Genomic DNA, 22,890 nt, shown 5'->3' with positions numbered 1-22,890 from the left:
ACATGCGCTTGATCGAACTGCACAGCCCCTTGCTGGACGCGGACAGCGTCGCGCTGAGCTTCAAGGCGGACGAGCGTCTGTCGCAGGAGCCCAGTTACCAGCTCGACATCGCCTGCGCCGACCCGGCGCTGGACCTGGACGGGCTGCTCGGCTCGCGGCTGACGGTGGACATCGACCTGGGCGACGAGGGCGTCCGGCCTTTCCATTGCCAGGTGCTGGGCGGCTACGACAGCGGTCAGACCCAGGACAGCTACACCTACACGCTGGAGCTGGGCAGCTGGCTGTCCTTTCTGGCGGAGAACCAGAACTGCCGTGTGTTCCAGCAGCTGACGGTGCCGCAGATCGTCGAGCAGGTCTTCGGCGAGCATCAGCGGCCGGACTTCCGTTTCGAGCTGGAACACGCTTACGAGCCGCGCGAATACTGCGTGCAGTTCCTGGAGACCGACCTCAACTTCGTCAAGCGGCTGCTGGAGGACGAGGGCATTTACTTCTGGATCGAGCACCAGCCGGAGCGTCATGTGGTGGTGCTGTCCGACACCCAGCGCTTCGACGATCTGGCCGCCGGCTACGGCCTGCTGCGTTTCCTGCCGGACGGCGACGAATTCCGTCCGGTGCCGGGCCGTGAAGGGGTGCAGCGGCTGCAACGCGGGCGGCGAGTGCGGCCGACCAATGTCGCGCTGCGCGATTTCGACTACCACGCGCCGTCCAACCGGCTGGACAGCGACGCCCAGGAGGCGCAAGCCAGCCTGGACGGCATCCGGCTGGAGCACTACGACTACGGCGCCGGCTATAGCGATCAGGCCGGCGGCGACCGGCTGGCGCGGCTGCGGCTGGAGGCCTTGCAGGCGGATTCCCACCAGCTCACCGGCACCGCCAACGCCCGCGGCCTGGCCACCGGCGGCGCCTTCACGCTGGACGGCCACCCGGACGCGGCGCGCAACCGCCGTTACTACGTGACCGCCAGCCAGCTGACTTTCTTGCAGGACGGGCCGGACAGCAGCGGCCAGGGCCGCAATGTGATGGCCGTGTTCCGGGCGATGACGGACGACCGTCCGTTCCGCCCGCTGCGGCTGACGGCCAAGCCCATCCTGCCCGGCATCCAGAGCGCCACCGTGGTGGGGCCGGTGGACGCGGAAGTGCATACCGACAAGCTGGGCCGCATCCGCGTGCACTTCCACTGGGACCGCTACAAGACCCAGGAAGAAGACGCCTCGTGCTGGATCCGGGTGTCGCAAGCCTGGGCCGGCAAGGGTTGGGGCGTGCTGGCGCTGCCGCGGGTGGGTCAGGAAGTGCTGGTCACCTATGTGGACGGCGATCTGGACCGGCCTATGGTCACCGGCATTGTCTACAACGGCGACAATCCGACGCCTTACGACCTGCCGAAAGACATCCGCTACACCGGTCTGGTCACGCGTTCCTTGAAGCAGGGCCGTTACAGCAACGCCAGTCAGATCACCTTCGATGACCAGCGCGGCGCGGAGCGGGTGATGGTGCACGCCGAGCGAGACATGCAGCAGACCACCGAGCGCAATAGCTCGGAGGCGGTGGGCCAGGACCAGAACATCGATGTGAAAGGCACGTCGACCTCGGTCACCGGCGCGTCGATCAAGTTCACCGGGGTGTCGGTGTCCTTCACCGGCCTGTCGGTCAGCTTCACCGGGGTATCCACCAGCTTCACCGGCCTGTCCACCAGTTTCACCGGGGCGTCCACCAGCTTTACCGGCGTCTCCACCGGCTTCACCGGGGTGTCCACCGGTTTTACCGGCGTGTCCACCAGCTTCACCGGCATTTCCACCGGTTTCACCGGGGTGTCCACCAGCTTTACCGGCGTGTCCACCAGCCTGACCGGCACGCGCACCTCGGTGACGGGCACCTCGCAGGGCATGACCGGCATTTCCACCTCGATGACCGGTACCAGCGTGTCGGCCACCGGCATGTCGCAAAGCATGACCGGGGTGTCGTCCTCTTATACCGGCACCTCCACCAGCGTCACCGGCAGCAAGATGTCGGTGACCGGCACCTCCAAGAGCGTGACCGGCACCTCGATGTCGGACACCGGTTCCTCGGTCAGCATTACCGGCACCTCGATGTCCACCACCGGCTCGTCCACCAGCGTGACCGGCAGCAAGATGTCCACCACCGGGTCCGACGTCGGCGTCACCGGCTGTTCGGTGTCCACCACCGGCGCTTCGGTCAAGTTGGTGGGCAGCGATACCTCGATGACGGGTTCCGAGACCAAGGCGGTGGGCAGCAAGATGTCCACCACCGGTTCCAGCATCAGTTCGGTGGGGTCTGAGGTCAGCAGCACCGGCTTCAGCAACTCCACCACCGGTTTCAAATACTCCTACACCGGCGCGTCCTACTCGGACACCGGCGTGGATCTGAAAAAAGTCGGCATGGAGGTCAAAAGCTGATGCCCTTGCGTCATATCAAACCCCAGGCGGCGCTCGTGTCCTCGTCGCGCACCCAGATCGGCGCTCAAGCCATGTTGCGCGTCGGCGTCGGCGTCGGCTTCCGCCTGAGCGATCCCTTCATCCTGGCGCACGAGGCCGCGTGCTGGGAGGCGATCAAGGCCGCGGAGCCGGCGCTGCCGCTGTTCGAGCCGGCCATGCCCAAGCTGCGCGCCGAATGGCTGTTGCTGGGCAGCGCGCATTATCGCGGCCCGGCGGCCGGCGCCGGCGCGCTGGACTGGCTGGCCGAGGCCGAGCTGGGCGGCGTGCGCAAGATCGCGAGTTGCCGGGCGCGGCCGCGCGTGGACGGCAGCCGCGCCGAGGCCAGCCTGGCGCTGGACCCGCGTCAGGCCGCCGCCGGCCTGCAGGGCGAAAACCCTTTCGGCCAACGCCACGCGGCGCCGCCCTTGCAACGGGTCCGCGGCCTGAGCGTGAGCCCGGCGCCGCTGGCGGCGATGGGGCCGCTGGGCAGCGACTGGCCGGAACGCCGCCAATGGCAGCCGCGCTTCGCCGGCTCGCCGCAGGCGATGGCGGAGGACGGCAGCCATATGGGCTGGCCGGCGGCCACCGATCTGCGCTTCTTCCAGCAGGCGGCGCCGGACCAATGGTCGGAGCAGGCTTGCTGGCCGGCGCAAGCGCCGTACGCGCTCAGCGGTTTTCGCGGCGGCGAGCTTCAGGGCCGTTTGCCGGCCCTGCGGCCGCTGCTGCTGGCCGGGCGCGGCGACGGCCCGCTGGACGAGCGCCCGGAACTGAGGCTGCAAACCGTATGGCTGCTGCCGGACGCGGATCTGGGCGTGATGTGGTGGAACGGCTTCCTGCCGCTGGATTACGTGCTGGACGACAGCGTGGGCCGGCTGGCGCTGGGCTTCAAGGACGCCGCCGAGCCGGAGCGGCCGGCGGAGCTTGCCGCTTTCGCCGAGCGGCGCGCGCGGCTGGACGACCAGGACCCGCTCTTGCTGGCCGATCACGCGCTGATGCCGGACCCCGCGCGCGGCTGGGTCTGGGAGCAGATCCTGGACTCCGCCGACCATCCGCGCTTCGCGCCGCCGCCGCGCGATCGCGCCGAGATCCGCGCGCGGCTGGAACAGAACCGCGAGGATTTGCGCGAGGCGCAGACGGCGCAAAGCCGGCTGCAGTCCTTTGTCCGCGCCAATGAAAACGCCTTGGCCGGCCTGCCGCAGGCGGCGGCCGACGAGGAAGACTGGCGCGCGCGGCTGCAAAGCGAGCGCGGCCCCTGGAGCGAGCTGACCATACGCGACGCCGATCTGAGCGGCCTGGTCATCGACGGCCGCGAACTGAACCAGGTCCGCTTCGAACGCTGCAAGCTGGATCACGGCCGCTGGCGGCAATGCCGGCTGGAGCAGGTGCAGTTCGTCGATTGCTCGCTGGCCGGCGCCGTGCTGGAAGCGGTGCGCTGGAGCGGCGGCGGCTTGAACCGCTGCAATCTGGGCGCCAGCGTCTGGAACGGCGTGGAGCTGGCGCAGCTGGGCATAGAGGATTGCCGGCTGGACGACATCGCGGTCAACGGCGGCGCCTGGCGCGCGGTCACCGTGCAGGGCGAGGGCGGCGCCGGCGGCCGGATCGGCCAGCTGCGCTGGGATCAGGTCAATTGGTGCCGGGTGCGCGCCGAGGACTGGCGCTTCACCGGCCTGCAGGCCGACGGCCTGGGGCTGGTGGAATGCCAGCTGCCGCGCAGCGGCTGGCGGCAATGCCGGCTGCTGAAGTTCAGCGCGCTGGACACCGATCTGTCCGCCAGCGTCTGGCAGCGCTGCCAGCAACGCTTCGGCGTGGTGTCGCACGGCAGCTCGCTGCGCCAGGCGCGGCTGGAAGACTGCGAACTGCTGTCGTGCAGCTGGCAGGAGCTGGACGCGGCGCAGCTGCGGATGGAGCACTGCGCCTGCCCGCAACTGCACGCTCAGCGGCTGCGGGCGCCGGATTCGCTGTGGCGGGGCTGCGCGCTGGACGGCCTCAACGCCACCCACGCCGATCTGACGCGCGCCCGCTTCGAGGCCTGCGCCTTGAAGGACGCGCTGTTCTACGGCGCAGGCCTGGAGGACAGCCGGATGGAGGGCTGCAATCTGATCGACGCCAAAACCGCCTGGATGCGGCCGCCGTCCGGCGGCGGCTGGAGAGGCAATCTGGAAACCGGACGCCAGGACTGGCCGAGGAGGGCGCCATGAGCGCGGCGGGAGAGGAGGTCTTGCGGGAGCTGGCCGGGCAGTTGCCGGCGGTGGTGGAGGGGCTGCGTTTCGACGCGCCGCCGGCGGCGACGCTGAACCGCGCCGTCTACATCGACTGCCGTTTCGAAGGCGTTCACTGGCAGCGGTGCCGCTTCGAGGAGGTCCGCTTCGTCAACTGCCGTTTCGAGGCCAACCGTTTCGAACGCTGCGTCTGGCGCGAGCTGGGCTGCGCCGACAGCCAGTTCATCGACTGCGTTTGGGACGAATGCGAACTGGAACGGGTGGGCTGGCAGCGGGTGAGCGCGTCCGGGGCCCAATGGCGCGGCGGGCGGCAGCGCGACTTTTCCTGCGTGGAGCTGGACGCGGCCGATTGGCGGCTGAGCGATGTGCACAGCGCGCACGGCTCCTTCGTCGATTGCCGGCTGCGCGAGTGGCAGTTGCAGGGCGGGCGCTGGTCGGACAGCGCCTGGATCCGCAATCAGCTGGACGGTTTCAGCGTGGAAGGCGCGGAGCTGCGCAACTTCATCCACGGCCAGAGCCGGGCGCGGCGCGTGGCGCTGAGCGCCTGCCGGGGCCTGAACGCGCGCTGGATAGATTGCGAACTGGAGCATATGGCGCTGGACCACTGCGAGCTGCGCCAGGCGGCCTGGTCGCACAGCGTCTGGAACGGCGGCGCCATCCGCGCCAGCCGTCTTGCCGGCGCCAGCTTCGACCAGGCCCGGCTGCGGCGGGTGCAAGCGCGCGAGGCCGATCTGGAGCAGGCCCTGTTCGACGGCGCGCGGCTGGAGGACTGCGCCTTCGAGCAATTGAGCGCGCCGCGGCTGTCGCTGCGGCAGGCGCGGCTGGAACAGGTCAATCTGTCCGGCGCCAATTTGCGCGGGCTGGACGCCAGCGGCGCCGCGCTGCAGTCGGTGAAGCTGTCCGGCTGCGATTGCCGCGGCGGCAGGCTGATAGGCCAGCCGCGCGGCGCATGGAGCGCGGCGGACACCGCCGGCGCGTTGTTCGACGATAGCAAACTTGAGCAAGACCGGGCCTGGCGGCAACAGGCGCAGCCCGGACCTAGAGGAGCCGCATGATGACATGGATGCAAGAGAGCGCCCTGGCCTGGGCTGAAACCCCGGCCGAATCCGATCCGGTGCTGCGCGCGCTGCGCGTGGCCGCGCCGACGCCGCGCCCCAGCCAGGAATGGCTGCCGGCGCGGGTGTGCGCGCAAGGCGAGGGAGACGGCGAATGGCTGGTCCGGCTGCCGACCGGCGCGCTCCGCCAGGCGCGCGCCGCCTTCAGCTGCCTGGTGAGGCCGCAGCGCGGCGATCTGGTGCAATTGGCGGCGTCGGAAGAGGGGTGCTGGGTGCTGGCCGTGCTGGAGCGCCCGCAGCCGGGCGGCGTCTGCCGGCTGGAACTGGGCGCGGCCAGCGTGCAGCTGCACGCCGCCGAACTGCATCTGTGCGCCGACGGCGAACTGAGCCTGAACGGCCGGCAGCTCAACAGCCGCGCTCAGGCCATCGCCACCGCGGCACAGGAGCGGCAGACCCATATCGGCGGCACCGACGCCGCGCACTGCGGCAGCCTGCTGCTGCACGCGGACCGCCACATGGGGCTGCACGCCAAGAGCACGGCGCTGAGTTCGGCTTCGCTGTTGAAGCTGGACGCCGGCCAGATCCACGTAGCTTGAGGAGAATCGCGATGTTCGCCAATTGTTCCGCGGGCGGCATGGCCCTGGCGGCCTCCGACGTCTGCAAGACCCCGCCGCTGGGGATTCCGTCCACCTACGCCAATATCGCCAACAAGCCGGAGGCGGTGCCCAATGTGCCGACCATCATTTACGCCGGCGGCCCGGTGCACAACCTCAACACCATCATCCCGATGACCCACGGCGACGAGGGCGGTTCGATGGGCGGCGTGGCTTCCGGCACCGTGGCGGCGTTGTCCCGCCACGTGACCGGCTCCGGCAAGGTGCTGATCCAGGGCGCGCCGCAGACGCGGCTGACCGACACCAATCTGCCCAATAACCAGAACACCGCCGGGCAGACGGTGGCTCCTTCTCAGACCATCACCATGACCTTGAGCTAATGATCTCCTTCTCCTTTGTCCGGCGCGCGCTGCTGCTGTGCGCGCTGGCCGGCCTGGCGGGCTGCTCCTCGCTGTTCTCCTCGCGGAGCGACGAGGGGCCGCGCCAGCTGCACGTCACCCTGGTGGGCGGCGGCCAGCTGAACAACAGCGGCGGCGGCCCGCGGCCGGTGCAGGTCTGCCTGTACGTGGTGCGGGAGGCCAACTGGCTGCCGCCGGCCGGGCTGGAGGATTCCAGCTGCGCCCAGCGCGGCCGCGAAGTGGCGGCCGAATCCCGCCACGTGGTGGCGCCCAATCAGGTGCAGCAAGTGCTGCTGCCGGCCTCCGGCTCGGACCCGGTCTGGCTGCTGGCGGACGCGGACTTCGCCAGCAAGCCGCCCGGCTACGCGCCGCTGCGCATCCGGGTGGACGGCCGTCAGCTGATCCATCTGGCGGTGCTGCTGGAGCGCAGCCGCATCGTCGACGCGCTGCGGCCCGCGCCCTTGCCGGCGGACGTCTCCGCGGCGGCGCCCGCCGCGTCGCCGCCGCCGGCCAAGCCCGGCCGCAAGCCTTGGCGCAAAACGCGCAAGGCGCCCATCGCCCATCTGGAGGAAAGCCCATGAGCGCTTTGCCGGTAGGACCCGTCGCCTGGAGCGACGGCATGTTGATAGAAACCCAGCATTTTCAGCAGCAGGAACGCCATCTGGCCCATCAGTTCGGCCTGCGGATGCGCCAGACCTCCAACCACGGCTGGGGCTTTTTCCGGCTGGACGTGGACAGCGACGGCCTGGGCCTGGGCCGGCTGGGCCTGCGCGCCGCCGAAGGCGTGCTGCCGGACGGCACCCCGTTCGCGCTGCCGGCGCACGACCCCTTACCGGCGCCGCTGGACACCTCGGAGGCCCAGGCCGGCGACATCGCCTGCCTGGCTTTGCCGGCCGCCGGCTGCGGCGGCCCGGAAATGGCCTTCGGCGACGCGCCGGCCGCCGCGCGCTACCACGCCGCCGCCACCGAAGTGCCCGACCTCAGCGTGGGCCTGGACGCGCCGGGCTCGCCGCGGCGGCTGACGCTGGAAACCGGCCGCATGATGACGCGGCTGTGCTGGCAATCGCAATTGCGCGCCGATGAAACCGCCTTGCCCTTCGCCCGGGTGGCCGGGCGCAGCAGCGCGCTGACCCTGCTGCTGGACCCGCGCTTCATCCCGCCGCTGCTGGACAGCCGCGCCCACCAGACGCTGCGCGCGCTGATCGAGGAGTTGCAAAGCACGCTGCAAGTGCGGCTGGCCGGCAGCGCCGGCTTGCGCCTGCTGTCCGCCGGCGGCGGCCTGGCCGATCTGGTGGAGCTGATGCTGCGCCAGGGCATCGCCGAATACCGGATGCGGCTGGCCCACCTGGACGCCTTCGACCCGCTGCCGCCGGCCTTGTTGTTCCAGGAGCTGATCGGCCTGTTGGGCCGCCTCAGCGTGCTGCCCGGCGTGGACGAGGCTCTGGCCGAACGGCAGTTCGTCTATCAGCACAACGACCTGCAAGCCGGGTTCGAGCCGCTGGCGGCCACCTTGCGCTACGCGCTGGCCAGGGTGATCGAAACCCCGGTGCTGCCGCTGAAGTTCGAGGACCGCGGCGACCAGGTCCACGTCTGCGTGGTGGACCGCCAGTGGAAGCTGCAGAAGATGGTGTTCGCCTTCTCCGCGGCGATGCCGGCGGACAAGCTGCGCCAATTGCTGCCGCAGCAGGCCAAGCTGGGCGCGGTGGAGCAGATCCAGAAACTGGTGGACCTGCAATTGCCGGGCGCGCGCCTGATCCCCGCGCCCAATCCGCCGCGCCAGGTGCCGTACTACGCGCAGAGCGTGTATTTCGAAGTGGAATCCAGCGACCCGTTCTGGGCGCAGGCCTTCGCCGGCTCGGCGCTGGCGCTGCGCATCGTCGGGGACTTCCAGGACTTGAGGTTTGAGGCCTGGGGGTTGCGCGAAGGCAAGGTCGCTTAGAACCTGTTTACGATCGGCTGCGCGTCGGCGATACGGCGTTGAAAACGTCTTCGAAATGCTCATGTACCAACCGTACATTCCGCTTTCTCAGCCGTTTTCGCCTTGTCTCGCCTTAGCTCGCAAGCTCGTAAACAGGTTCAAAACCCAATAGCCGAAAGAGTGAACCTAAATGAATCTGCTGCATAATTTTTCCTCCATCTTTCGCCGGGCCTCCACCGCGCACCTGAACAGCGGCATGCTGGAAGGCGCGATGCGCAGCCGGCTGGAAAACCTGCCGCTGCTGATGCCGGGCCAGCAAGTGTCCACGCTGGACGCCCAGCCGGAGCCTGAGACGCTGGACGCCTTGCCGCTGGCGCTGCCGCCCGCCGCGCCGCCGACGGCGGGCGCGGGCAGGGCGCAGGCCGAGCCCGACGACGCGCCGGTGATCTATCAGCGCTCCGGCGCGCGCGGCGGCCTGCTCAAGGCCGGCCTGCAACAGGCGCAATGGGACAATCCCTTCATCTCCCACGCCTTGCCGGCGGTGCTGCAATTGCAGCGGCTGCAAGGCGGCGCGGCGGAGAGCCAGGCGCAGATCCGCGCCCAGCTGGGCCTGGAACTCAAGCTCTACCGCGAACGCCTGGCGGCCTCCGGCTGCGAGTGGCAACAGGCCCAGGACGCTTCCTACCTGCTGTGCACCTATCTGGACGAGGTCTGCAACGACGCGGCGCGCGGCGCCGGCCAGCAGCCCTACGACGGCGAGCGCAGCCTGCTGGTGGAGTTCCACGACGACGCCTGGGGCGGGGAAGACGCCTTCGCCGACCTGCAGCGCTGGCTGCGCCACGAGCCGTCGCCCGCCCCCTTGCTGGAGCTGTACGAACTGGTGCTGGCCCTGGGCTGGCAAGGCCGTTATCGGGTGCTGGATCGCGGCGAGGCGCTGCTGCAGGATTTGCGCTCGCAGCTGCACGCGGCGATCTGGCGCCAGCGGGAACCGGAGCCGCTGGGCGCGGAATTGATCGCGCCGCCGCCCCCGCCGCCGCCGCCGGAACCCGAAGCCCCGCCGCGCCAGCGCTGGCTGACCCCGCTGCGCGGCGGCGCCATCGCGCTGGGCGTGGTGGCGCTGGCCTACGGCGCGGCCAATATCAGCCTGGACCTGCTGGGCCGGCCGATACGCGAAGCGCTGGCGGCCTGGACCCCGCCCTTGCGCAGCATCAATCTGGCCACCACCTTGCCGCCGCCGCTGCCGCAGCTGCTGTCCGAAGGCTGGCTGGTGGCCTATAAGCACCCGCAAGGCTGGCTGCTGGTCTTCCGCAGCGACGGCGCCTTCGACGTGGGCAAGGCCGAGGTGAGGGCTTCCTTCCAGAAAAACATCGAACGGCTGGGCCAGGCTTTCGCGCCGTGGCCGGGCGATCTGGAGGTGATAGGCCATACCGACCGCCAGCCGATCCAGACCAGCGCCTTCCCCAGCAATCAGCGCCTGTCCGAGGCGCGCGCTCGCTCGGTGGCGGACACCCTGCGCCAGACCGCGATTCCCGGCGGCGCGCAAGCGCCCGACAACGCGGTGGCGCGGCGCATCGATTCCTCCGGCCGCGGCGACAGCGCGCCGCTGGACGCGGCGCAAACGCCGGCCGCCTATGAGCGCAACCGTCGCGTCGACGTGTTGTGGAAAGTGGCGGACGCGGCCAAGGGCGCGGCGGCCGCCGTCCCGTCGCCCGGTCAAAGCGCTCAGACGCCGGCCCCGCTGGCGCTGGCCCCGGGCGTCGGCATCGCCAACGGCCCCAGCCCGCTGGAGCCCGGCTATAAGGAGCAACAACCATGATCCGGCAAAGCATGCGCGTCTTGATCGCGCTTTTGATCGCGCTGGCGATCTGGTGGATAGGCCCGCTGATCTCCATCGGCGTCTACCGGCCGCTGGGCTGGGCCTTGCTGCGGCACATCCTGGTGGCGGCGGCGCTGATCTGGGGCTTTTGGCCGCTGCTGAGCTGGCTGTGGGGCCGGCTGACCGCCGCGCCGCGCGCCTTCCGACGCGCGCCCAAACCCGCGCCGGAACCGGAGCCGGACCCCGGCCCGCCGGACTATATCAGCGACACCTTGCAGCAACTGGAGCGCCAGCTGAGCCGCCGCGGCGGCGCGCCGCTGCCGTGCTATCTGCTCTTGGGCGCCGCCGGCAGCGGCAAAAGCAGCCTGCTGTCCTGGACGCTGCGCGACGGCGCGGCGCCGGCGACGGCGATAGGGCAGGGCCTGGGCCTGGATTTCCGCCTGTCTTCGGACGCGGTGTGGCTGGACACCCAGGGCCAGTGGAATGTCGGCGAAGGCTACGATCAGGAAGCCTCCGCCGCCTGGGACAAGCTGCTGGCCGGCTTGGCGGCCCTGCGCGACCAGCTCAGCGTCAGCGGCGTGGTGCTGTGCGTGGGCGGCGACGATTTGATTTCCATGGCGTCCAAACGCCGTCAGCAAATGGCCGCCACCTTGCGCCAGCGCCTGCTCAAGCTGCGCGACGGCCTGGGCCGCACCCCCAATGTTTACCTGGCCCTGACCGGGGCGGACCGGCTGGACGGCGCGCTGGCGATGCTGAACCAGATGCGGCCGGAGCGTTGGGCGCGCGGCATCGGCTTCCCGCTGCCGCTGGAAGCCGGCGCGGACGCCGCCGGCGCCTGGGCGCCGGCCTTGCACAGCCTGGAGCAAAGAGTGCAGCGCCAGGTGCAGTTCGCCGCGCCCCTGGCCGGCGAGGTGGAGGCCAACCACGCCCAGCTGCGCTTCGTGGAAGCGCTGGGCCGGCTGCGCCAGGCCTTGCAGGGCCTGCTGCCGCCGCTGTTCGCCCGCGACGGCGACGAGGACGCGGCTCATTTGCGCGGCCTGTGGCTGGGCTCGGTGGCGGAAGTGGCCGACATCGAAATCGACGGACCGGAACCGGCGACGCGGCCGCTGGGCGAGCTGTGGACGCCCTTGCTGCGCCAGGTGACGGTGGAACGGCAGTTGATGGAGCAGAACCTGACCGCGGCCGAACGTCAGGCGCGGGAACGGCCGGCCCCGCCCGCGCCGCCCTCGCGCAAGCGCCGCCTGCTGAACGCGCTGCGCTGGGCGGCCTTGCCGGCCTTGGCGCTGGGCCTGCTGGTCTGGGTGGCCTGGGGCTATTTCGCCGAGCGCAACTATCTGGAATACGTCTGGGCCCAGTTCAGCGAGGGCAAGACGCTGGCGCGGGAACAGGCCGGCAGCGCGCCCAGCGCCGGATCGCCGCTGCTGGCGGTGGCCGCGCAGATGCGCTACGCCCAGGCTCAGGCGGAAAGCGCCGAACGCGGGATGAGAACCCCGTATTTCGAGCACCGCCGCGTGGCCGAAACTGCCACCGCCACCTATCACCGCCATCTGCAGAAAACGCTGATGCCGGAGCTGTACAACGAGGTGAAACGCACCTTGCTGGCGCAGACGGAGGGCAGCCCCGGCGACATCTTCCTGACGCTCAAGGTTTACTTGATGCTGTGCCGGCCGCAATACCGCTCCGCCGACGCGGTGGAGCGCTGGATCGCCGGGCGCTGGGAGGCGCTGTCCGAAGGCCAGTACAACGACGAGGACCGGCGCATGCTGATCGCCGACGCGCGCGCGCTGATCGCACTGCCCGGCCTGCCGGCGGCGCCGGAGGACGCCAATCTGGTGCAGACGGCCCGCGCCCGCGCCTCGCAGATTCCGGTAGTGACCCGGGTGCTCAACCATGTGCGGGAGCAGGGCCTGCCGGCGCAGATTCAGGACATCTCGCTGGCGCGCGCGGCCGGCTTCGGCTCCGCGATGAGCTTGCGCATGCGCAACAACGTGCCGGACACCGACAGCGCCGTTTCCGGCTGGTACACCCGCGCCGGCTATGTCGACGCCTTCCTGCCGCGGCTGGAGACCAGCGCCCGCGCCATGCTGGAGGAGCAGAGCTGGGTGCTGCGCAACGAACCGCTGCGCGGCAACGGCTTTGAAATCGACAGCCTGGTGCAGAAGCTGGCCGACAGCGCCCGCAACCAGTATCTGCAGGACTACATCACCGCCTGGCAAAGCTTTCTGGCCAATGTCAGCGTGCGCTCCGTCACCGGCCTCGACGACGCCGCGCAACTGGCGGCGTCCATGATGAACTCGCAGTCCCCGCTGGCCAATCTGCTGCGCTTCGCCGGACGCGAAACCATGTTGACCGGAAACTACGACGGCGGCATGGACAGCTGGATAGACCGCCAGAAGGCGCGGCTGGAGAAAAGCCGCCGCTCGCTGGTGGGCGAGATCAACGGCGAGCGCTACCGGACCACCTTGCTGCCGGAACACGCGGTGGAGGAGCACTTCCAGTCCTTGCGCCAGATCGCCAAGCAATTGGAGAGGAACGACAACAGCGGCAGCAATCCGCTGGCGCGGCTGTTCGATTCGCTGTACCGCCAGCTGGGCCTGGTCAACGGCGCGCTGCAAACCGGCCAGGTGCTGCCGGCGCAATACGATGTGTTCACCAAGCTGCGCGGCGACGCCGGCCTGCAGCCGGAACCGGTGCGCGGCATCATGCTGGACCTGATCAACAACGGCAGCGCCGCCACTTCCAGCCAGACCCAGGCGGTGCTCAACAAGGGGGCGGCCGGCGCCACGCGCAGCGCCTGCGACCAGGGCCTGACCGGACGCTATCCGTTCCGCCGCGGCGCCGGCGCGGACGCCAGCGTGGAAGGTTTTGAGCGGCTGTTCGCGCCGCAGGGCGCGATGGCGGTGTATTTCCGCGAGCATCTGGCCGCCTATGTCGACACCTCGGTCGCGCCGTGGAAGGCGCGCAGCGTGGACGGCGGCAAGCAGGCGCTGCTGAGCCCGGACGTGATAGGCGCTTACGAGAGCGCCAGCCGCATCCGCGACGCGATGCTGGACGACGGCGGACGCTTGCGCGTGCCCACGGTCTTGCGCTTCCTGGACATGGACCCGCAATTGGCCGAGGTGCAACTGGATCTGGCCGGCCAGACCCTGCGCTTCGCCCACGGCGCCACCACGCCGCAGCGCATCGACTGGAACGGCCAGAGCCAGAAGCTGGCGATACGGCTGCAGATGAAGTCGGTGGACGGCCGGGTCAACACCCTGCAATACGACGGGCCGTGGGCGCTGTTCCGCTTCTTCGACGCCGGCCGCGGCGTGGGCGGGACCGCGGACCGCCGCGAGCGTCTGTACCAGGGCAGCCTGGGTTCGGTGCGCATCGAGTGGCAGTCGCTGTCCTCGCCGTCGCCGCTGTGGTCCGGGCTGATCCAGTCCTTCCGTTGTCCGCAAGGCGGCTGACAACGGCTCCGGGGCCGGCGCGGCCGGTCCCGGGCAGCATTGCCGCCGTTTGCTTCATTCCATGACCCACTGAAAGGAAACACCATGACCAAGGCCGCAGAAAACATGATCAACCCGGCGGAAATCCTCAAGGCGTGCAGCGCCGCCCACCAGTACGGCCAGAGCGCCGGCGGCTCCATGGCGGAGCCGTTCATGAACTCGGTGCCGGGCATGTCCACCGCCTCCGGCAGCAACGCCAGCAATATGATAGGCAATGTGCAGGACGTGGGCCGTCAGATGCTGGATCACATGACGGCGATCAAGTCCGCGGTGGACAAGCAGGTGGCGGTGCACCAGGACCAGCAGCGCCGGCAGAAGACTTACGACTTCCAGCCGGACATGTCCGACCTGCGCCCCAGCGACGCCAAGGGCTTCCCCACGGAAATGCCGGAAGCCTTCTTCGCGCCCTTCATGAAGAAATAGGCGGGACGGGCGGGAGCCCGGGGCGCATCCCCGTCCCGGGCCCTGGCCGCCGTTCAGCCGCCGCTGTCGGCGAACTTCTCCAGATAGAGCTTGAGGCGCTCGCAGCCGTGACGGCGCAGCCAGTCGCGCATCGCGTCCACCATCGGCGGCGGGCCGCAGAGATAGATGTCGGCGGCCCGCGCGCGCAGCGCGTCCGCGTCCAGATGATCCGGGATCAGCCCGCGCTTGCCGCTCCAATTCTCTCCCGGCGCCGTCACCACCGGATGCCAGACAAAGCCGGGCAGCCGTTCGGCCAGGCCGCGCAAGCGCGGCAGCTCGCACAGATCGCCTTCGCGGTTGACGCCGTAGTACAGCGTCACCGGCTGGCCGCAGCCGCCTTGTTCCGCCAATTGATCCAGCATGCCGAGAAAGGCGGACAGGCCGGTGCCGCCGGCCAGCATCAGCACCGGCTTGTCGATGTGGCGCAGATAGAAGCTGCCCAGCGGCGCCTCCAGCTCGATGCGGTCGCCGGTCCGCCAGCCGTCGCGCAGATAATTGCTCATCGCGCCGTCCGGCAGCAGCCGCACCAGAAAGCGCAGCTGCTTGTCCGCGCCGGGGGCGTGGGCGAAGGAGTAGGCGCGCCACTGCTCGCCGCCGGGCACGCGCAGCCTGGCGTACTGGCCGGGCAGGAAGGACAGCGCGCCTGCTGCGGCGGAGGCGTCCAGGCACAGCACGGCGCAGCTGTCCGACACCGGCTCCACCCGGCTGACCACGGCGCTGAGACGGGCGGCCGGCGCGCCGCGGCACAGGCTGGAGTCGAAGTCGAAGGAAAAGGCCGCGTCCGACAGCACCCGGGTCTGGCAGGACAGCACGCTGCGTTCCGCCAACTCCTCCGCGGACAGCGCCTCGGGGTCGACGTAGTCCTGGCTGTAATCGCCGCGGTCGCAGCGGCCGCGGCAGGTGGCGCATACGCCCTCGCGGCAGTCCATCGGGATCTTGATGCCCTGGCGCAGCGCGGCGTCCAGCAGCAATTCCCCCGGCCGCGCTTCCAGAAATAGCGTTCTGCCATCGAGAAAATTCAAAGCCACTTGATGCATATCGGCGCTTTCCGATTCAAAGATGGTAGAAGTCCAACACCGCGTTGACGGTATCGTTCAGCAAGAGCACATGCTGACGCCGGATCAGCCAGCCGTCGCCGTTTCGCGCCAGCGTGTACGCGGCGCGGCCGTAAAAATAGCGGGTCTCGCCAAAGCGGGTGTAGAAGGTGGCCCAGTTGACGCGCGCCTCCACCAGCCCGTCCGCGCCGCGTTCCACGCGGAGATTGGCCAACTGGTGCAAGGTGCGCGGCATCGGGTTGCAGGCGGCGGATTTGCCGGTGCGGATGCGGAATACCCGGTCTTCCAGGCCGGCGCGGCTGGCGTAGTAGATCAGCGACATTTCGCGCTTGGGGTCGGTGGTGTACACATGCTCGGCGTCCCATTGCGGCACGTGGTATTCGCAGTCCGGCGCGTAATCGGCCAGGTAGGCGTCCCAGTCCTGGCTGTCGCAGCGCTCGGCGTGGCGGTAGAGAAACTGCTCCACCTGATAATGCAGTTCGATATTCATTGCTCGGCCTCCTCGGCGGCGGCGCGCCGCTCCAGCCCTTGCAGCAGACATTGCCGCCAGGCGCTGTGCTGGTTGACGTACAGGCCCTCATGGGTGATTTCGGTCCCGGTCAGGCAGGGGCGGATGCCCAGGGTCAGGCTATTGGGCGTGGCGCCGGTCTGCCAGCGCGGGTGGCCGCGCGAGATGTCGCTCCAGCGCTCCAGCCGCCCCTGGAAGCCGCGCTGGGCCTCGCGGAACTCGGTCAGATCGTCAGGCGTGCCCATGCCGGACACATTGAAGAAGTCCTCGAACTGGCGGATGCGGTTTTCGCGGTCGGCGGCGGATTCGCCCTTGACGCCCAGGCATTGGCTTTGCACCAGGGTCTTGTTCCAGGCCAGCGGGCGGATGATGCGCAGCTGGGAGCTGATCTGGTCCATGAAGAACAGGCTGGGATAGATGTTGAGATTGCGCAGCCGGTGCATCATCCATTCCGCCTTGGCCTGGCCGTGTTCGGCCACCAGCCGCGGCATGATGCCGGCGTAGCCGGGCCGCACCGCGGGGTTGGGCATGTCGCTGAACAGCAGACTGTGGCCGTTGGGAAAGGAGAACCAGCCGTCGTCGGTGGCGGCGTCGCCGGCGCCCAGCTTGCTGTAGTCCAGCGTGGCGGCCTGCGCCTCGCCTTGTTGGCGGCTGACTTCCTGGCGGTGCTGCACCGTGGCCACGTAGTTGTAATGCACGGTGCTGACGTGGTAGCCGTCCAGGCCGTTTTCGTTTTGCAGCTTCCAGTTGCCGTCGTAGGTGTAGCTGGATTTGCCGGGCAGCACTTCCAGCTCGCCGCTGGGGGATTGCGCCACCATCATGTCGAAAAAGACCTTGGCGTCGCCCAGATAGTCTTCCAGCGCGTCCGCGCCGTCCGTGTCCAGGCTGACGAAGACGAAGCCCTTGTAGCTGGCGACGCGCGCCTGTTTCAGCGATCGGCCGGCCTTGTCGAAGTCCGCCGGGTATTCGCCCGGGGCCTTGACCTTGAGCAGGCGGCCGTCGTTCTTGTAGCACCAGGCGTGGAAGGGGCAGGTGAAGGTGGATTGATTGCCCTTGCACTGGCGCACCAGGGTGGCGCCGCGGTGCTGGCAGGCGTTGACCAGCGCGTGCAGGCCGCCGTTGGCGTCGCGGCTGACGATCAGCGGCTGGCGGCCGGCCTGCAGGGTGATGAAGTCGTTGGGCTCGGCGATTTCGCTTTCGTGACAGGCGTAGATCCAGACTTTCTCGAAGATCAGCTCCATCTCCAGCTCGAACAGCTGAGCGTCGGTGAACATGTCGCGGGCGATGCGGTAGACGCCGTCGTCCGGGCGAAAGTCCAGGCAGCCGCCGACGAAGCTGCGCCATTGCGCCGTGGTGCGGAAGGTTGTGCTCATCGTAATGTCCTTGAACAGGTTCTGCGTTCCGGCGGGCCCGCCGCGCCGGGCGGCGGGCCGCGGTTTCAATCAGTCCATCAGCCTTGGTCCATCAGGCCTGGGCGCGGGCGCGGCTGACCTCGGTGGAGGGGGCCGGAGCCGCTTCGCGGTGCAGGGTGAAGTTGAACTCGATGCGGGCGAAAGGCTTGCCCACGCCGCTCTGGCGCAGTTCCTCCGGCGCGCTGACGCGCTGGACGTCCGGCACCAGCCCTTCGCGCGTGCCGAAGGCGAAGTCGTCCCACAGATGCGGATCGTCCTGGATGTTGATCTGGGTGGTCAGCTTGCGGAAGCCCGGCGCGGACACGAAGAAATGCACGTGGGCCGGACGGTGGCCGTGACGGCCCAGCTGCCGCAGCAGCCGGTCGGTGGCGCCGCCCGGCGGCACGCTGTAGCCACAGGGCATGATGCTGCGGAAGCGGTAGCGGCCTTGCTCGTCGGCGCGGATGCCGCGGCGCAGATTGAAATCGCTCTGGGTCTGGTCGAAGTAGGAGTAATTGCCCAGGCTGTTGGCGTGCCATACCTCCACCAGCGCGTGCGGCACCGGCCGGCCGGCGTCGTCCCGCACCTGGCCGCGCATGAACAAGGGTTCGCCGTCGTCCTTGCCGTCGTCCAGCCGCGCCTCGCATTCGCACAGCGGCGCGCCGGCCACGTAGAGCGGCCCTTCTATGGTGCGCGGCGTGCCGCCGAGCAGGCCGGCCTTGCGTTCGGCCTCGTCGGCGCGCAGGTCCAGGAAGTGTTCCAGCCCGAGCCCGGGCACGATCAGGCCCAGCTCGCCGCTGCGGCCGGCGTCGGCCAACAGCTCCACCGCGCTCCAGAACTCCGACGGCTGGATGTCGAAATCCTCGATCGCGTAGCACAGCTCGCGCATCAGATGATTGACGATGGCGCGGGTGCGCGGATTGGCCTGCTCGCTGGCGGTTTGGTCGAAGCGTTGCAGCAGGGCGTCGATTTCGGCGCGTTCCATGGTGTTTCTCCTTTGTTGACGGGCGGGGCGGGGGTCTTGTGTTTTGCCGCCGCCGCTGTGGACCGCTAAAGCGGGCGCCTAGCGGTCGTCGGCGTGGATGCTGGACGGATGCCGGTTCAAGGGCCTGACCTCGATGCGCATGAAGGGGAACAGCGGCAGGCTGGACAGCAATTGGTGCAGTTCTTCGGCGTCGGCGACGTCGAATACGCTGATGTTGGCGTACTGGCCGCTGAGCCTCCATAGATGGCGCCATTGGCCGCTGCGTTGCAGCGCTTGCGCGCGTTCGCGCTCGTCCAGCTTCAAGGCCGCCGCCCGCTCCGGGTCCAGGTCGTGCGGCAGTTGTACTTGCATTTCCACATGAAACAGCATGGTGGTCTCCTTGGGAGGTCGGGTGTCAGACCGCGTGCAGGCGCGGCGCGGTCCGGTCGCGACGCAGGGCCGCCAGCTTGTCCGGGTCCGGGCGCACGCCCAGGCCGGGGCCGGACGGCAGTTGCAGTTCGAAATCGCGGTAACAGAGCGGCTCGCTCAGCAATTCCTCGGTCAGCAGCAGCGGGCCGAACAACTCGCTGCCCCAGTCCAACCGTTCGAAGGTGGAGAACAACTGGGCCGAGGCGATGGTGCCGATGCCGCCTTCCAGCATGGTGCCGCCGTAGAGGCCCAGGCCGTTGACGGCGGCGATCTCGGCCACCTGGCGCGCGGCGAACAGGCCGCCGGACTGCGCTATCTTCACCGCGAACACGTCGGCGGCGTCCCGGCGCGCCAGCTGATTGGCGTCCGCCGGGCCGTGCAGGGATTCGTCCGCCATGATGGGCACCTCGAAGCGCCGCGCCAGCCGGGCCAGCGCCGCCGGGTGTTCGCGCGGCACCGGCTGTTCGATCAGCTCCACGCCGCCGTCCTGCAGCCGGGCGATGGCGCGCTCGGCCTGCATCTCGCTCCAGGCCTGGTTGACGTCGACGCGCACGCCGGCGCGGCCGTCCAGCGCGCGGCGTATCGCCAGCACATGGGCCACGTCGTCTTCCGGCGCGCGCAAGCCTATCTTCAGCTTGAACGCGCGGTGGCGGCGCCGCTCCAGCATGGCCTCGGCCTCGGCGATGTCGCGGCCGGTGTCGCCGCTGGCCAGGGTCCAGGCCACCGGCAGGCTGTCGCGCACCCGGCCGCCCAGCAGCTCGCTCAGCGGCACCTCCAGCCGCCGCGCCTGGATGTCCAGCAAGGCGGTTTCCAGCGCGCACTTGGCGAAGCGGTTGCCGCGGGCGCCGCGGCGCAGCTTGCCCAGCAGGCGGCCGAAGTCGCGGGCGTCCTCGCCCAGCAGCAGCGGCGCCAGGTAGCAGTCGATATTGGTCTTGACGCTTTCCGGGCTTTCCTCTCCGTATTGCAGCCCGCCTATGGTGGTGGCCTCGCCCCAGCCTTCTTGTCCGTCTCGGCAGCGGATGCGGACCAGGGCCAGCGTCTGGCCGCGCAGGGTGGCCACCGACAGCTGGTGCGGGCGGATGGTGGGCAGATCGACCAGAATGGTCTCCACCGTGTCTATCGCGGTATCAGGTATCAAGATTGCGCTCCCGTGGTTTCGGATATCATGCAAGCCTGTGGAGCCGCGGGTCCAACACCGTTTTCGTCTGCTTCCATACCTGTGAGGTATTGAATGGAATTGCGCCATCTGCGCTACTTCGTCGCCGTCGCCGAAGAGCTCAACTTCACCCGCGCGGCGGAACGGCTGCACATCGCCCAGCCGCCGCTAAGCCGGCAGATCCAGCAACTGGAGGAGGAACTGGGCCTGTTGCTGCTGGACCGCGGCGCGCGGCCCTTGCAACTGACCGAGGCCGGCCGTTTCTTCTACGCCCAGGCGCGCAATCTGCTGGCCCAGGCCCAGGGCATGCGCGCGATGACGCGCAAGATCGCGCTGGCGCGCCGGCAACTGGTGATAGGGTATGTCGGCTCCACCTTGTACCGGCCCTTGCCGGAGGTGATACGCCGCTTCCGCGCCATCCATGTCGACACCGAGCTGTCCTTGCTGGAAATGACGTCCTTGGAGCAGGTGGAGGCCCTGAAGGCCGGCCGCATCGACGTGGGCTTCGGCCGGCTCTTGTTCGACGACCCGGCGGTGGAGCGCGAAGTGCTGGCCGAGGAGCCCTTGTGGCTGGCCTTGCCGCTGGAGCACCCGCTGGCGCGGCGCGAAGGGCCCTTGCGCCTGCGCGACGCGGCGGAGGAAACCGTGCTGATCTATCCGCGCCAGCCGCGGCCCAGCTACGCCGACCAGGTGCTGGCGGCTTTCCGCCAGCGCGCGCTGGAGCCGGCTTACGCGTTGGAGGTGCGAGAATTGCAAACCGCGCTGGGCCTGGTGGCCGCCGGCATGGGGGTGTGCGTGGTGCCGGCCAGCGTGCTGAGGCTGCGCCGCGACGACGTGGTGTACCGGCCGCTGACGGACGAAGGCCTGGCCTCGCCGCTGATCATGAGCGCGCGGCGCGGGGACCGCTCCGAGGAGCTGGCCCTGATCCGGCGCTTATTGCGCGAGCTGCTGCCGCGCGAGGAGGCGCTGGAGGAGTAGGGCAGGCCGCCATCGCCGCAGGGGCGGGTTGAGGCGGCCCTTGCCGTTCGATGCCGCGGCCTAGGCCGTTTTCTCTTGCAAAGAGCGGGCTATCCGGCGCTGCCCGGCCAGCGCGATCACGGCCATCAGCGCGCCGGCGGCCAGGATCACGCCGAAACCGGCGCGCACGCCGACATGGTCCACCACCCATCCCGTCGCCGCCGCGCCCAGCGCCACGCCGCTGGCGAGGCCGGTGATCAGCCAGGTCAGGCCCTCGGTCAGTTGCGCCGGCGGCGCCATCTCCTCCACCAAGCCCATGGCCACGATCATGGTGGGCGCGAAGAACACGCCGGCCAGCAAGACGCCGGCGCTCAACATCCATAGATTGGAGACCAGCAGCAAGGGCAGGGTGGCCAGCGCCGTGGCGGCGGCCGCCCAGACGAAGAGCCGCGCCAGCGGCATGCTGGCCTTGCGCGCGCCGAACAGCAGGCCGGCCAGGCAAGAGCCTATCGCGTACACCGACAAGACGATGCTGGCCGCCGCCGGCTGTCCCTGCTGCTGGGCGAAGGCGACGCTGATCACGTCCACGGCGCCGGCGATGGCGCCCAGCGCCACCAGGGCCAGGATCAGCACCCGCATGCCGGCCAGGGCGGCGACGGAGCCGCGCCGTTCTTGGGTTTCGGGGTGCACCGGCGGTTCGGTGCCGGTTTGCGCGCAGAAGGCGGCGACGCCGCCGGCCAGCAAGGCGGCGGCCAGCAGCGGGCCGGCCTGCGGAAACGCCGCCACGCTCAGGCCCACGGCGATGGGCGGGCCGACGATGAAGCAGACCTCGTCCAGCACCGATTCCAGCGAAAACGCGGTGTGCAGGCGCGGCGTGCCGCGGTAAATCTCGGTCCAGCGCGCGCGCGCCATCGCCGACATGCTGGGCATGCAGCCGGCGAAGGCGGCGGAGACGAACAGCGTCCAGGCCGGCCATTGCGCCCAGCTGCAGAACAGGAGCGACAGCATCGCCGCCACGCTGAGCGCGGTGGCCGCGGGCAAGACCCGGCGCTGGCCGTAGCGGTCCACCGCCCGCGACACCTGCGGCGCCAGCAGCGCCATCGAAAAGGTGAAGGTGGCGGCGACGGCGCCGGCCAGCCAGTAGGAGCCCGAGGTTTGCGACAACATGGTGATGATGCCGATGCCGGTCATGGAAATGGGCATGCGCGCCACCCAGGCGGCGGCGGAGAAGGCCAGGCTGCCGGGGTGGGAGAACAGGCTGAGGTAGGGGTTGGCCATCGGGTTTCCTTGTGGCGGACGGCGCTGATCTCGCCTGGTCCGCTGTTTTAATATACGCGACGTATGCTAAACTAATTGACATACGCGCCGTATGTCAACAGCGGCGCGACGGTCAATGCGGAAACAGGGGAGCGGGATGATGAGCAAAACACGCAGCGAAGCCATGGAGGAAACCCGGCGCAGGCTGTTGCTGTCCGCGCGCCGCAGCTTTGGCGCCGACGGCTATGCGGCCACGGTGATGGACGAGCTGACCGCCGCGGCCGGCGTGACCCGCGGCGCGCTCTACCACCACTTTGGCGACAAGAAAGGCTTGTTGCTGGCGGTGGCCCAAGAATTGGACGCCGAGATCGAGGCCGGCCTGGCGCTGGCGGAGCGCGAGGCGGCGGACCCGTGGCAGGGCTTCAAGCGCCGCTGCCGCGCGTATCTGCAAGCGGCCACCCAGCCGGAGGCGCAGCGCATTCTGCTGCGCGACGCGCCGGCGGCGCTGGGCGCGGAGTACGCGCAGGCCGGCCAGCGGCAGTGCGTGAGCAATATCGCCGAGCGTTTGCGCGCCTTGATGGACGCCGGCCTGATCCGCCGCGCCGACCCGCAGGCGCTGGCGCGGCTGATCAACGGCGCGCTGGTGGAAGGCGCCGGCTGGGCGTCCGGCGCCGAGCGGCCGGCGGAGGCGCTGGCCCAGACGCTGGACGCGCTGGAGCCCTTGCTGGAAGGCCTGCGGCTAGGCGCGGCCGGCTGAACAATCGGACG

Annotated in this window: 19 protein-coding genes; 12 read left to right on the top strand and 7 right to left on the bottom strand. The window is 69.6% G+C overall.

The window, feature by feature from the left end; all coding sequences use genetic code 11:
- The first annotated feature begins 2 nt into the window (after positions 1–2).
- From ACODRW_RS11185 to ACODRW_RS11140, 10 genes are all read left to right on the top strand, one after another.
- Complete coding sequence (locus ACODRW_RS11185; protein ID WP_488905769.1) at positions 3–2,414, top strand: type VI secretion system Vgr family protein; 2,412 nt, start codon at positions 3–5, stop codon at positions 2,412–2,414.
- Entirely contained in the window at positions 2,414–4,630 is a 2,217-nt protein-coding gene (locus ACODRW_RS11180) for a DUF2169 family type VI secretion system accessory protein (protein WP_488905768.1), read from the top strand. Before ACODRW_RS11185 ends, ACODRW_RS11180 begins: the two co-directional genes overlap by 1 nt.
- Positions 4,627–5,706 carry a pentapeptide repeat-containing protein gene (locus tag ACODRW_RS11175; RefSeq protein ID WP_486637206.1) on the top strand — a complete coding sequence of 360 codons (1,080 nt, stop codon included), beginning with the start codon at positions 4,627–4,629 and terminating at the stop codon, positions 5,704–5,706. The genes ACODRW_RS11180 and ACODRW_RS11175 overlap by 4 nt, the downstream gene beginning before the upstream one ends.
- Complete coding sequence (locus tag ACODRW_RS11170) at positions 5,706–6,302, top strand: DUF3540 domain-containing protein (protein ID WP_107800058.1); 597 nt, start codon at positions 5,706–5,708, stop codon at positions 6,300–6,302. Before ACODRW_RS11175 ends, ACODRW_RS11170 begins: the two co-directional genes overlap by 1 nt.
- An 11-nt stretch (positions 6,303–6,313) precedes the next feature.
- Positions 6,314–6,700 carry a DUF4150 domain-containing protein gene (locus tag ACODRW_RS11165; protein ID WP_043593253.1) on the top strand — a complete coding sequence of 129 codons (387 nt, stop codon included), beginning with the start codon at positions 6,314–6,316 and terminating at the stop codon, positions 6,698–6,700.
- A complete protein-coding gene (locus tag ACODRW_RS11160; RefSeq protein WP_488905767.1) occupies positions 6,700–7,299 on the top strand; it encodes a type VI secretion lipoprotein TssJ in 600 nt (199 codons plus the stop codon). Before ACODRW_RS11165 ends, ACODRW_RS11160 begins: the two co-directional genes overlap by 1 nt.
- Entirely contained in the window at positions 7,296–8,657 is a 1,362-nt protein-coding gene (gene tssK / locus ACODRW_RS11155) for a type VI secretion system baseplate subunit TssK (protein ID WP_235088624.1), read from the top strand. The genes ACODRW_RS11160 and tssK overlap by 4 nt, the downstream gene beginning before the upstream one ends.
- A gap of 169 nt (positions 8,658–8,826) precedes the next feature.
- Complete coding sequence (gene icmH, locus ACODRW_RS11150; protein WP_488905766.1) at positions 8,827–10,452, top strand: type IVB secretion system protein IcmH/DotU; 1,626 nt, start codon at positions 8,827–8,829, stop codon at positions 10,450–10,452.
- Positions 10,449–13,904, top strand: coding sequence for a type VI secretion system membrane subunit TssM (gene tssM, locus ACODRW_RS11145; RefSeq protein ID WP_488905765.1), 3,456 nt, complete (start codon positions 10,449–10,451; stop codon positions 13,902–13,904). The genes icmH and tssM overlap by 4 nt, the downstream gene beginning before the upstream one ends.
- Before the next feature lie 84 nt (positions 13,905–13,988).
- A complete protein-coding gene (locus ACODRW_RS11140; protein ID WP_199225904.1) occupies positions 13,989–14,366 on the top strand; it encodes a DUF6277 family protein in 378 nt (125 codons plus the stop codon).
- Positions 14,367–14,419: 53 nt separating this feature from the next.
- Here ACODRW_RS11140 and antC read toward each other — a convergent pair whose 3' ends face one another.
- The 6 genes from antC to ACODRW_RS11110 form a co-directional block, all read right to left on the bottom strand.
- Positions 14,420–15,442 (bottom strand): anthranilate 1,2-dioxygenase electron transfer component AntC, encoded by a 1,023-nt coding sequence (gene antC, locus ACODRW_RS11135; protein ID WP_488905764.1) that lies wholly within the window; start codon positions 15,440–15,442, stop codon positions 14,420–14,422.
- Positions 15,443–15,458: 16 nt separating this feature from the next.
- A complete protein-coding gene (antB, locus tag ACODRW_RS11130) occupies positions 15,459–15,950 on the bottom strand; it encodes an anthranilate 1,2-dioxygenase small subunit (RefSeq protein ID WP_227108449.1) in 492 nt (163 codons plus the stop codon).
- Positions 15,947–17,341, bottom strand: coding sequence for an anthranilate 1,2-dioxygenase large subunit (gene antA / locus ACODRW_RS11125; protein ID WP_227108448.1), 1,395 nt, complete (start codon positions 17,339–17,341; stop codon positions 15,947–15,949). Before antA ends, antB begins: the two co-directional genes overlap by 4 nt.
- A 91-nt stretch (positions 17,342–17,432) precedes the next feature.
- Entirely contained in the window at positions 17,433–18,344 is a 912-nt protein-coding gene (gene catA, locus ACODRW_RS11120) for a catechol 1,2-dioxygenase (RefSeq protein ID WP_488905763.1), read from the bottom strand.
- A gap of 78 nt (positions 18,345–18,422) precedes the next feature.
- Positions 18,423–18,713 (bottom strand): muconolactone Delta-isomerase, encoded by a 291-nt coding sequence (gene catC, locus ACODRW_RS11115; RefSeq protein WP_107800049.1) that lies wholly within the window; start codon positions 18,711–18,713, stop codon positions 18,423–18,425.
- A 25-nt stretch (positions 18,714–18,738) separates the two neighbouring features.
- Positions 18,739–19,890 carry a muconate/chloromuconate family cycloisomerase gene (locus ACODRW_RS11110; RefSeq protein ID WP_256477411.1) on the bottom strand — a complete coding sequence of 384 codons (1,152 nt, stop codon included), beginning with the start codon at positions 19,888–19,890 and terminating at the stop codon, positions 18,739–18,741.
- A 93-nt stretch (positions 19,891–19,983) separates the two neighbouring features.
- Here ACODRW_RS11110 and ACODRW_RS11105 point away from each other — a divergent pair, with 93 nt between their 5' ends.
- A complete protein-coding gene (locus ACODRW_RS11105; protein WP_227108446.1) occupies positions 19,984–20,886 on the top strand; it encodes a LysR family transcriptional regulator in 903 nt (300 codons plus the stop codon).
- A gap of 60 nt (positions 20,887–20,946) precedes the next feature.
- On the opposite strand, the gene ACODRW_RS11100 is transcribed toward ACODRW_RS11105, so the two are convergent.
- A complete protein-coding gene (locus ACODRW_RS11100) occupies positions 20,947–22,143 on the bottom strand; it encodes an MFS transporter (RefSeq protein ID WP_488905762.1) in 1,197 nt (398 codons plus the stop codon).
- Positions 22,144–22,282: 139 nt separating this feature from the next.
- Here ACODRW_RS11100 and ACODRW_RS11095 point away from each other — a divergent pair, with 139 nt between their 5' ends.
- Positions 22,283–22,879 (top strand): TetR/AcrR family transcriptional regulator, encoded by a 597-nt coding sequence (locus ACODRW_RS11095; RefSeq protein ID WP_199225903.1) that lies wholly within the window; start codon positions 22,283–22,285, stop codon positions 22,877–22,879.
- The last annotated feature ends 11 nt before the right edge of the window (positions 22,880–22,890 follow it).

The organism is Chromobacterium sp. FG89 (genome assembly GCF_057808735.1).
This window is presented reverse-complemented; position numbering and strand designations above follow the sequence as displayed.

Coding starts and splice junctions, on each gene's coding strand:
- tssM (WP_488905765.1), top strand. CDS start 10,449: ATGATCCGGCAAAGCATGCGCGTCTTGATCGCGCTTTTGATCGCGCTG.
- catC (WP_107800049.1), bottom strand. CDS start 18,713: ATGCTGTTTCATGTGGAAATGCAAGTACAACTGCCGCACGACCTGGAC.
- catA (WP_488905763.1), bottom strand. CDS start 18,344: ATGGAACGCGCCGAAATCGACGCCCTGCTGCAACGCTTCGACCAAACC.
- antB (WP_227108449.1), bottom strand. CDS start 15,950: ATGAATATCGAACTGCATTATCAGGTGGAGCAGTTTCTCTACCGCCAC.
- antC (WP_488905764.1), bottom strand. CDS start 15,442: ATGCATCAAGTGGCTTTGAATTTTCTCGATGGCAGAACGCTATTTCTG.
- ACODRW_RS11105 (WP_227108446.1), top strand. CDS start 19,984: ATGGAATTGCGCCATCTGCGCTACTTCGTCGCCGTCGCCGAAGAGCTC.
- ACODRW_RS11140 (WP_199225904.1), top strand. CDS start 13,989: ATGACCAAGGCCGCAGAAAACATGATCAACCCGGCGGAAATCCTCAAG.
- ACODRW_RS11180 (WP_488905768.1), top strand. CDS start 2,414: ATGCCCTTGCGTCATATCAAACCCCAGGCGGCGCTCGTGTCCTCGTCG.
- ACODRW_RS11160 (WP_488905767.1), top strand. CDS start 6,700: ATGATCTCCTTCTCCTTTGTCCGGCGCGCGCTGCTGCTGTGCGCGCTG.
- tssK (WP_235088624.1), top strand. CDS start 7,296: ATGAGCGCTTTGCCGGTAGGACCCGTCGCCTGGAGCGACGGCATGTTG.
- ACODRW_RS11185 (WP_488905769.1), top strand. CDS start 3: ATGCGCTTGATCGAACTGCACAGCCCCTTGCTGGACGCGGACAGCGTC.
- ACODRW_RS11095 (WP_199225903.1), top strand. CDS start 22,283: ATGAGCAAAACACGCAGCGAAGCCATGGAGGAAACCCGGCGCAGGCTG.
- ACODRW_RS11100 (WP_488905762.1), bottom strand. CDS start 22,143: ATGGCCAACCCCTACCTCAGCCTGTTCTCCCACCCCGGCAGCCTGGCC.
- ACODRW_RS11165 (WP_043593253.1), top strand. CDS start 6,314: ATGTTCGCCAATTGTTCCGCGGGCGGCATGGCCCTGGCGGCCTCCGAC.
- antA (WP_227108448.1), bottom strand. CDS start 17,341: ATGAGCACAACCTTCCGCACCACGGCGCAATGGCGCAGCTTCGTCGGC.
- ACODRW_RS11175 (WP_486637206.1), top strand. CDS start 4,627: ATGAGCGCGGCGGGAGAGGAGGTCTTGCGGGAGCTGGCCGGGCAGTTG.
- ACODRW_RS11170 (WP_107800058.1), top strand. CDS start 5,706: ATGACATGGATGCAAGAGAGCGCCCTGGCCTGGGCTGAAACCCCGGCC.
- icmH (WP_488905766.1), top strand. CDS start 8,827: ATGAATCTGCTGCATAATTTTTCCTCCATCTTTCGCCGGGCCTCCACC.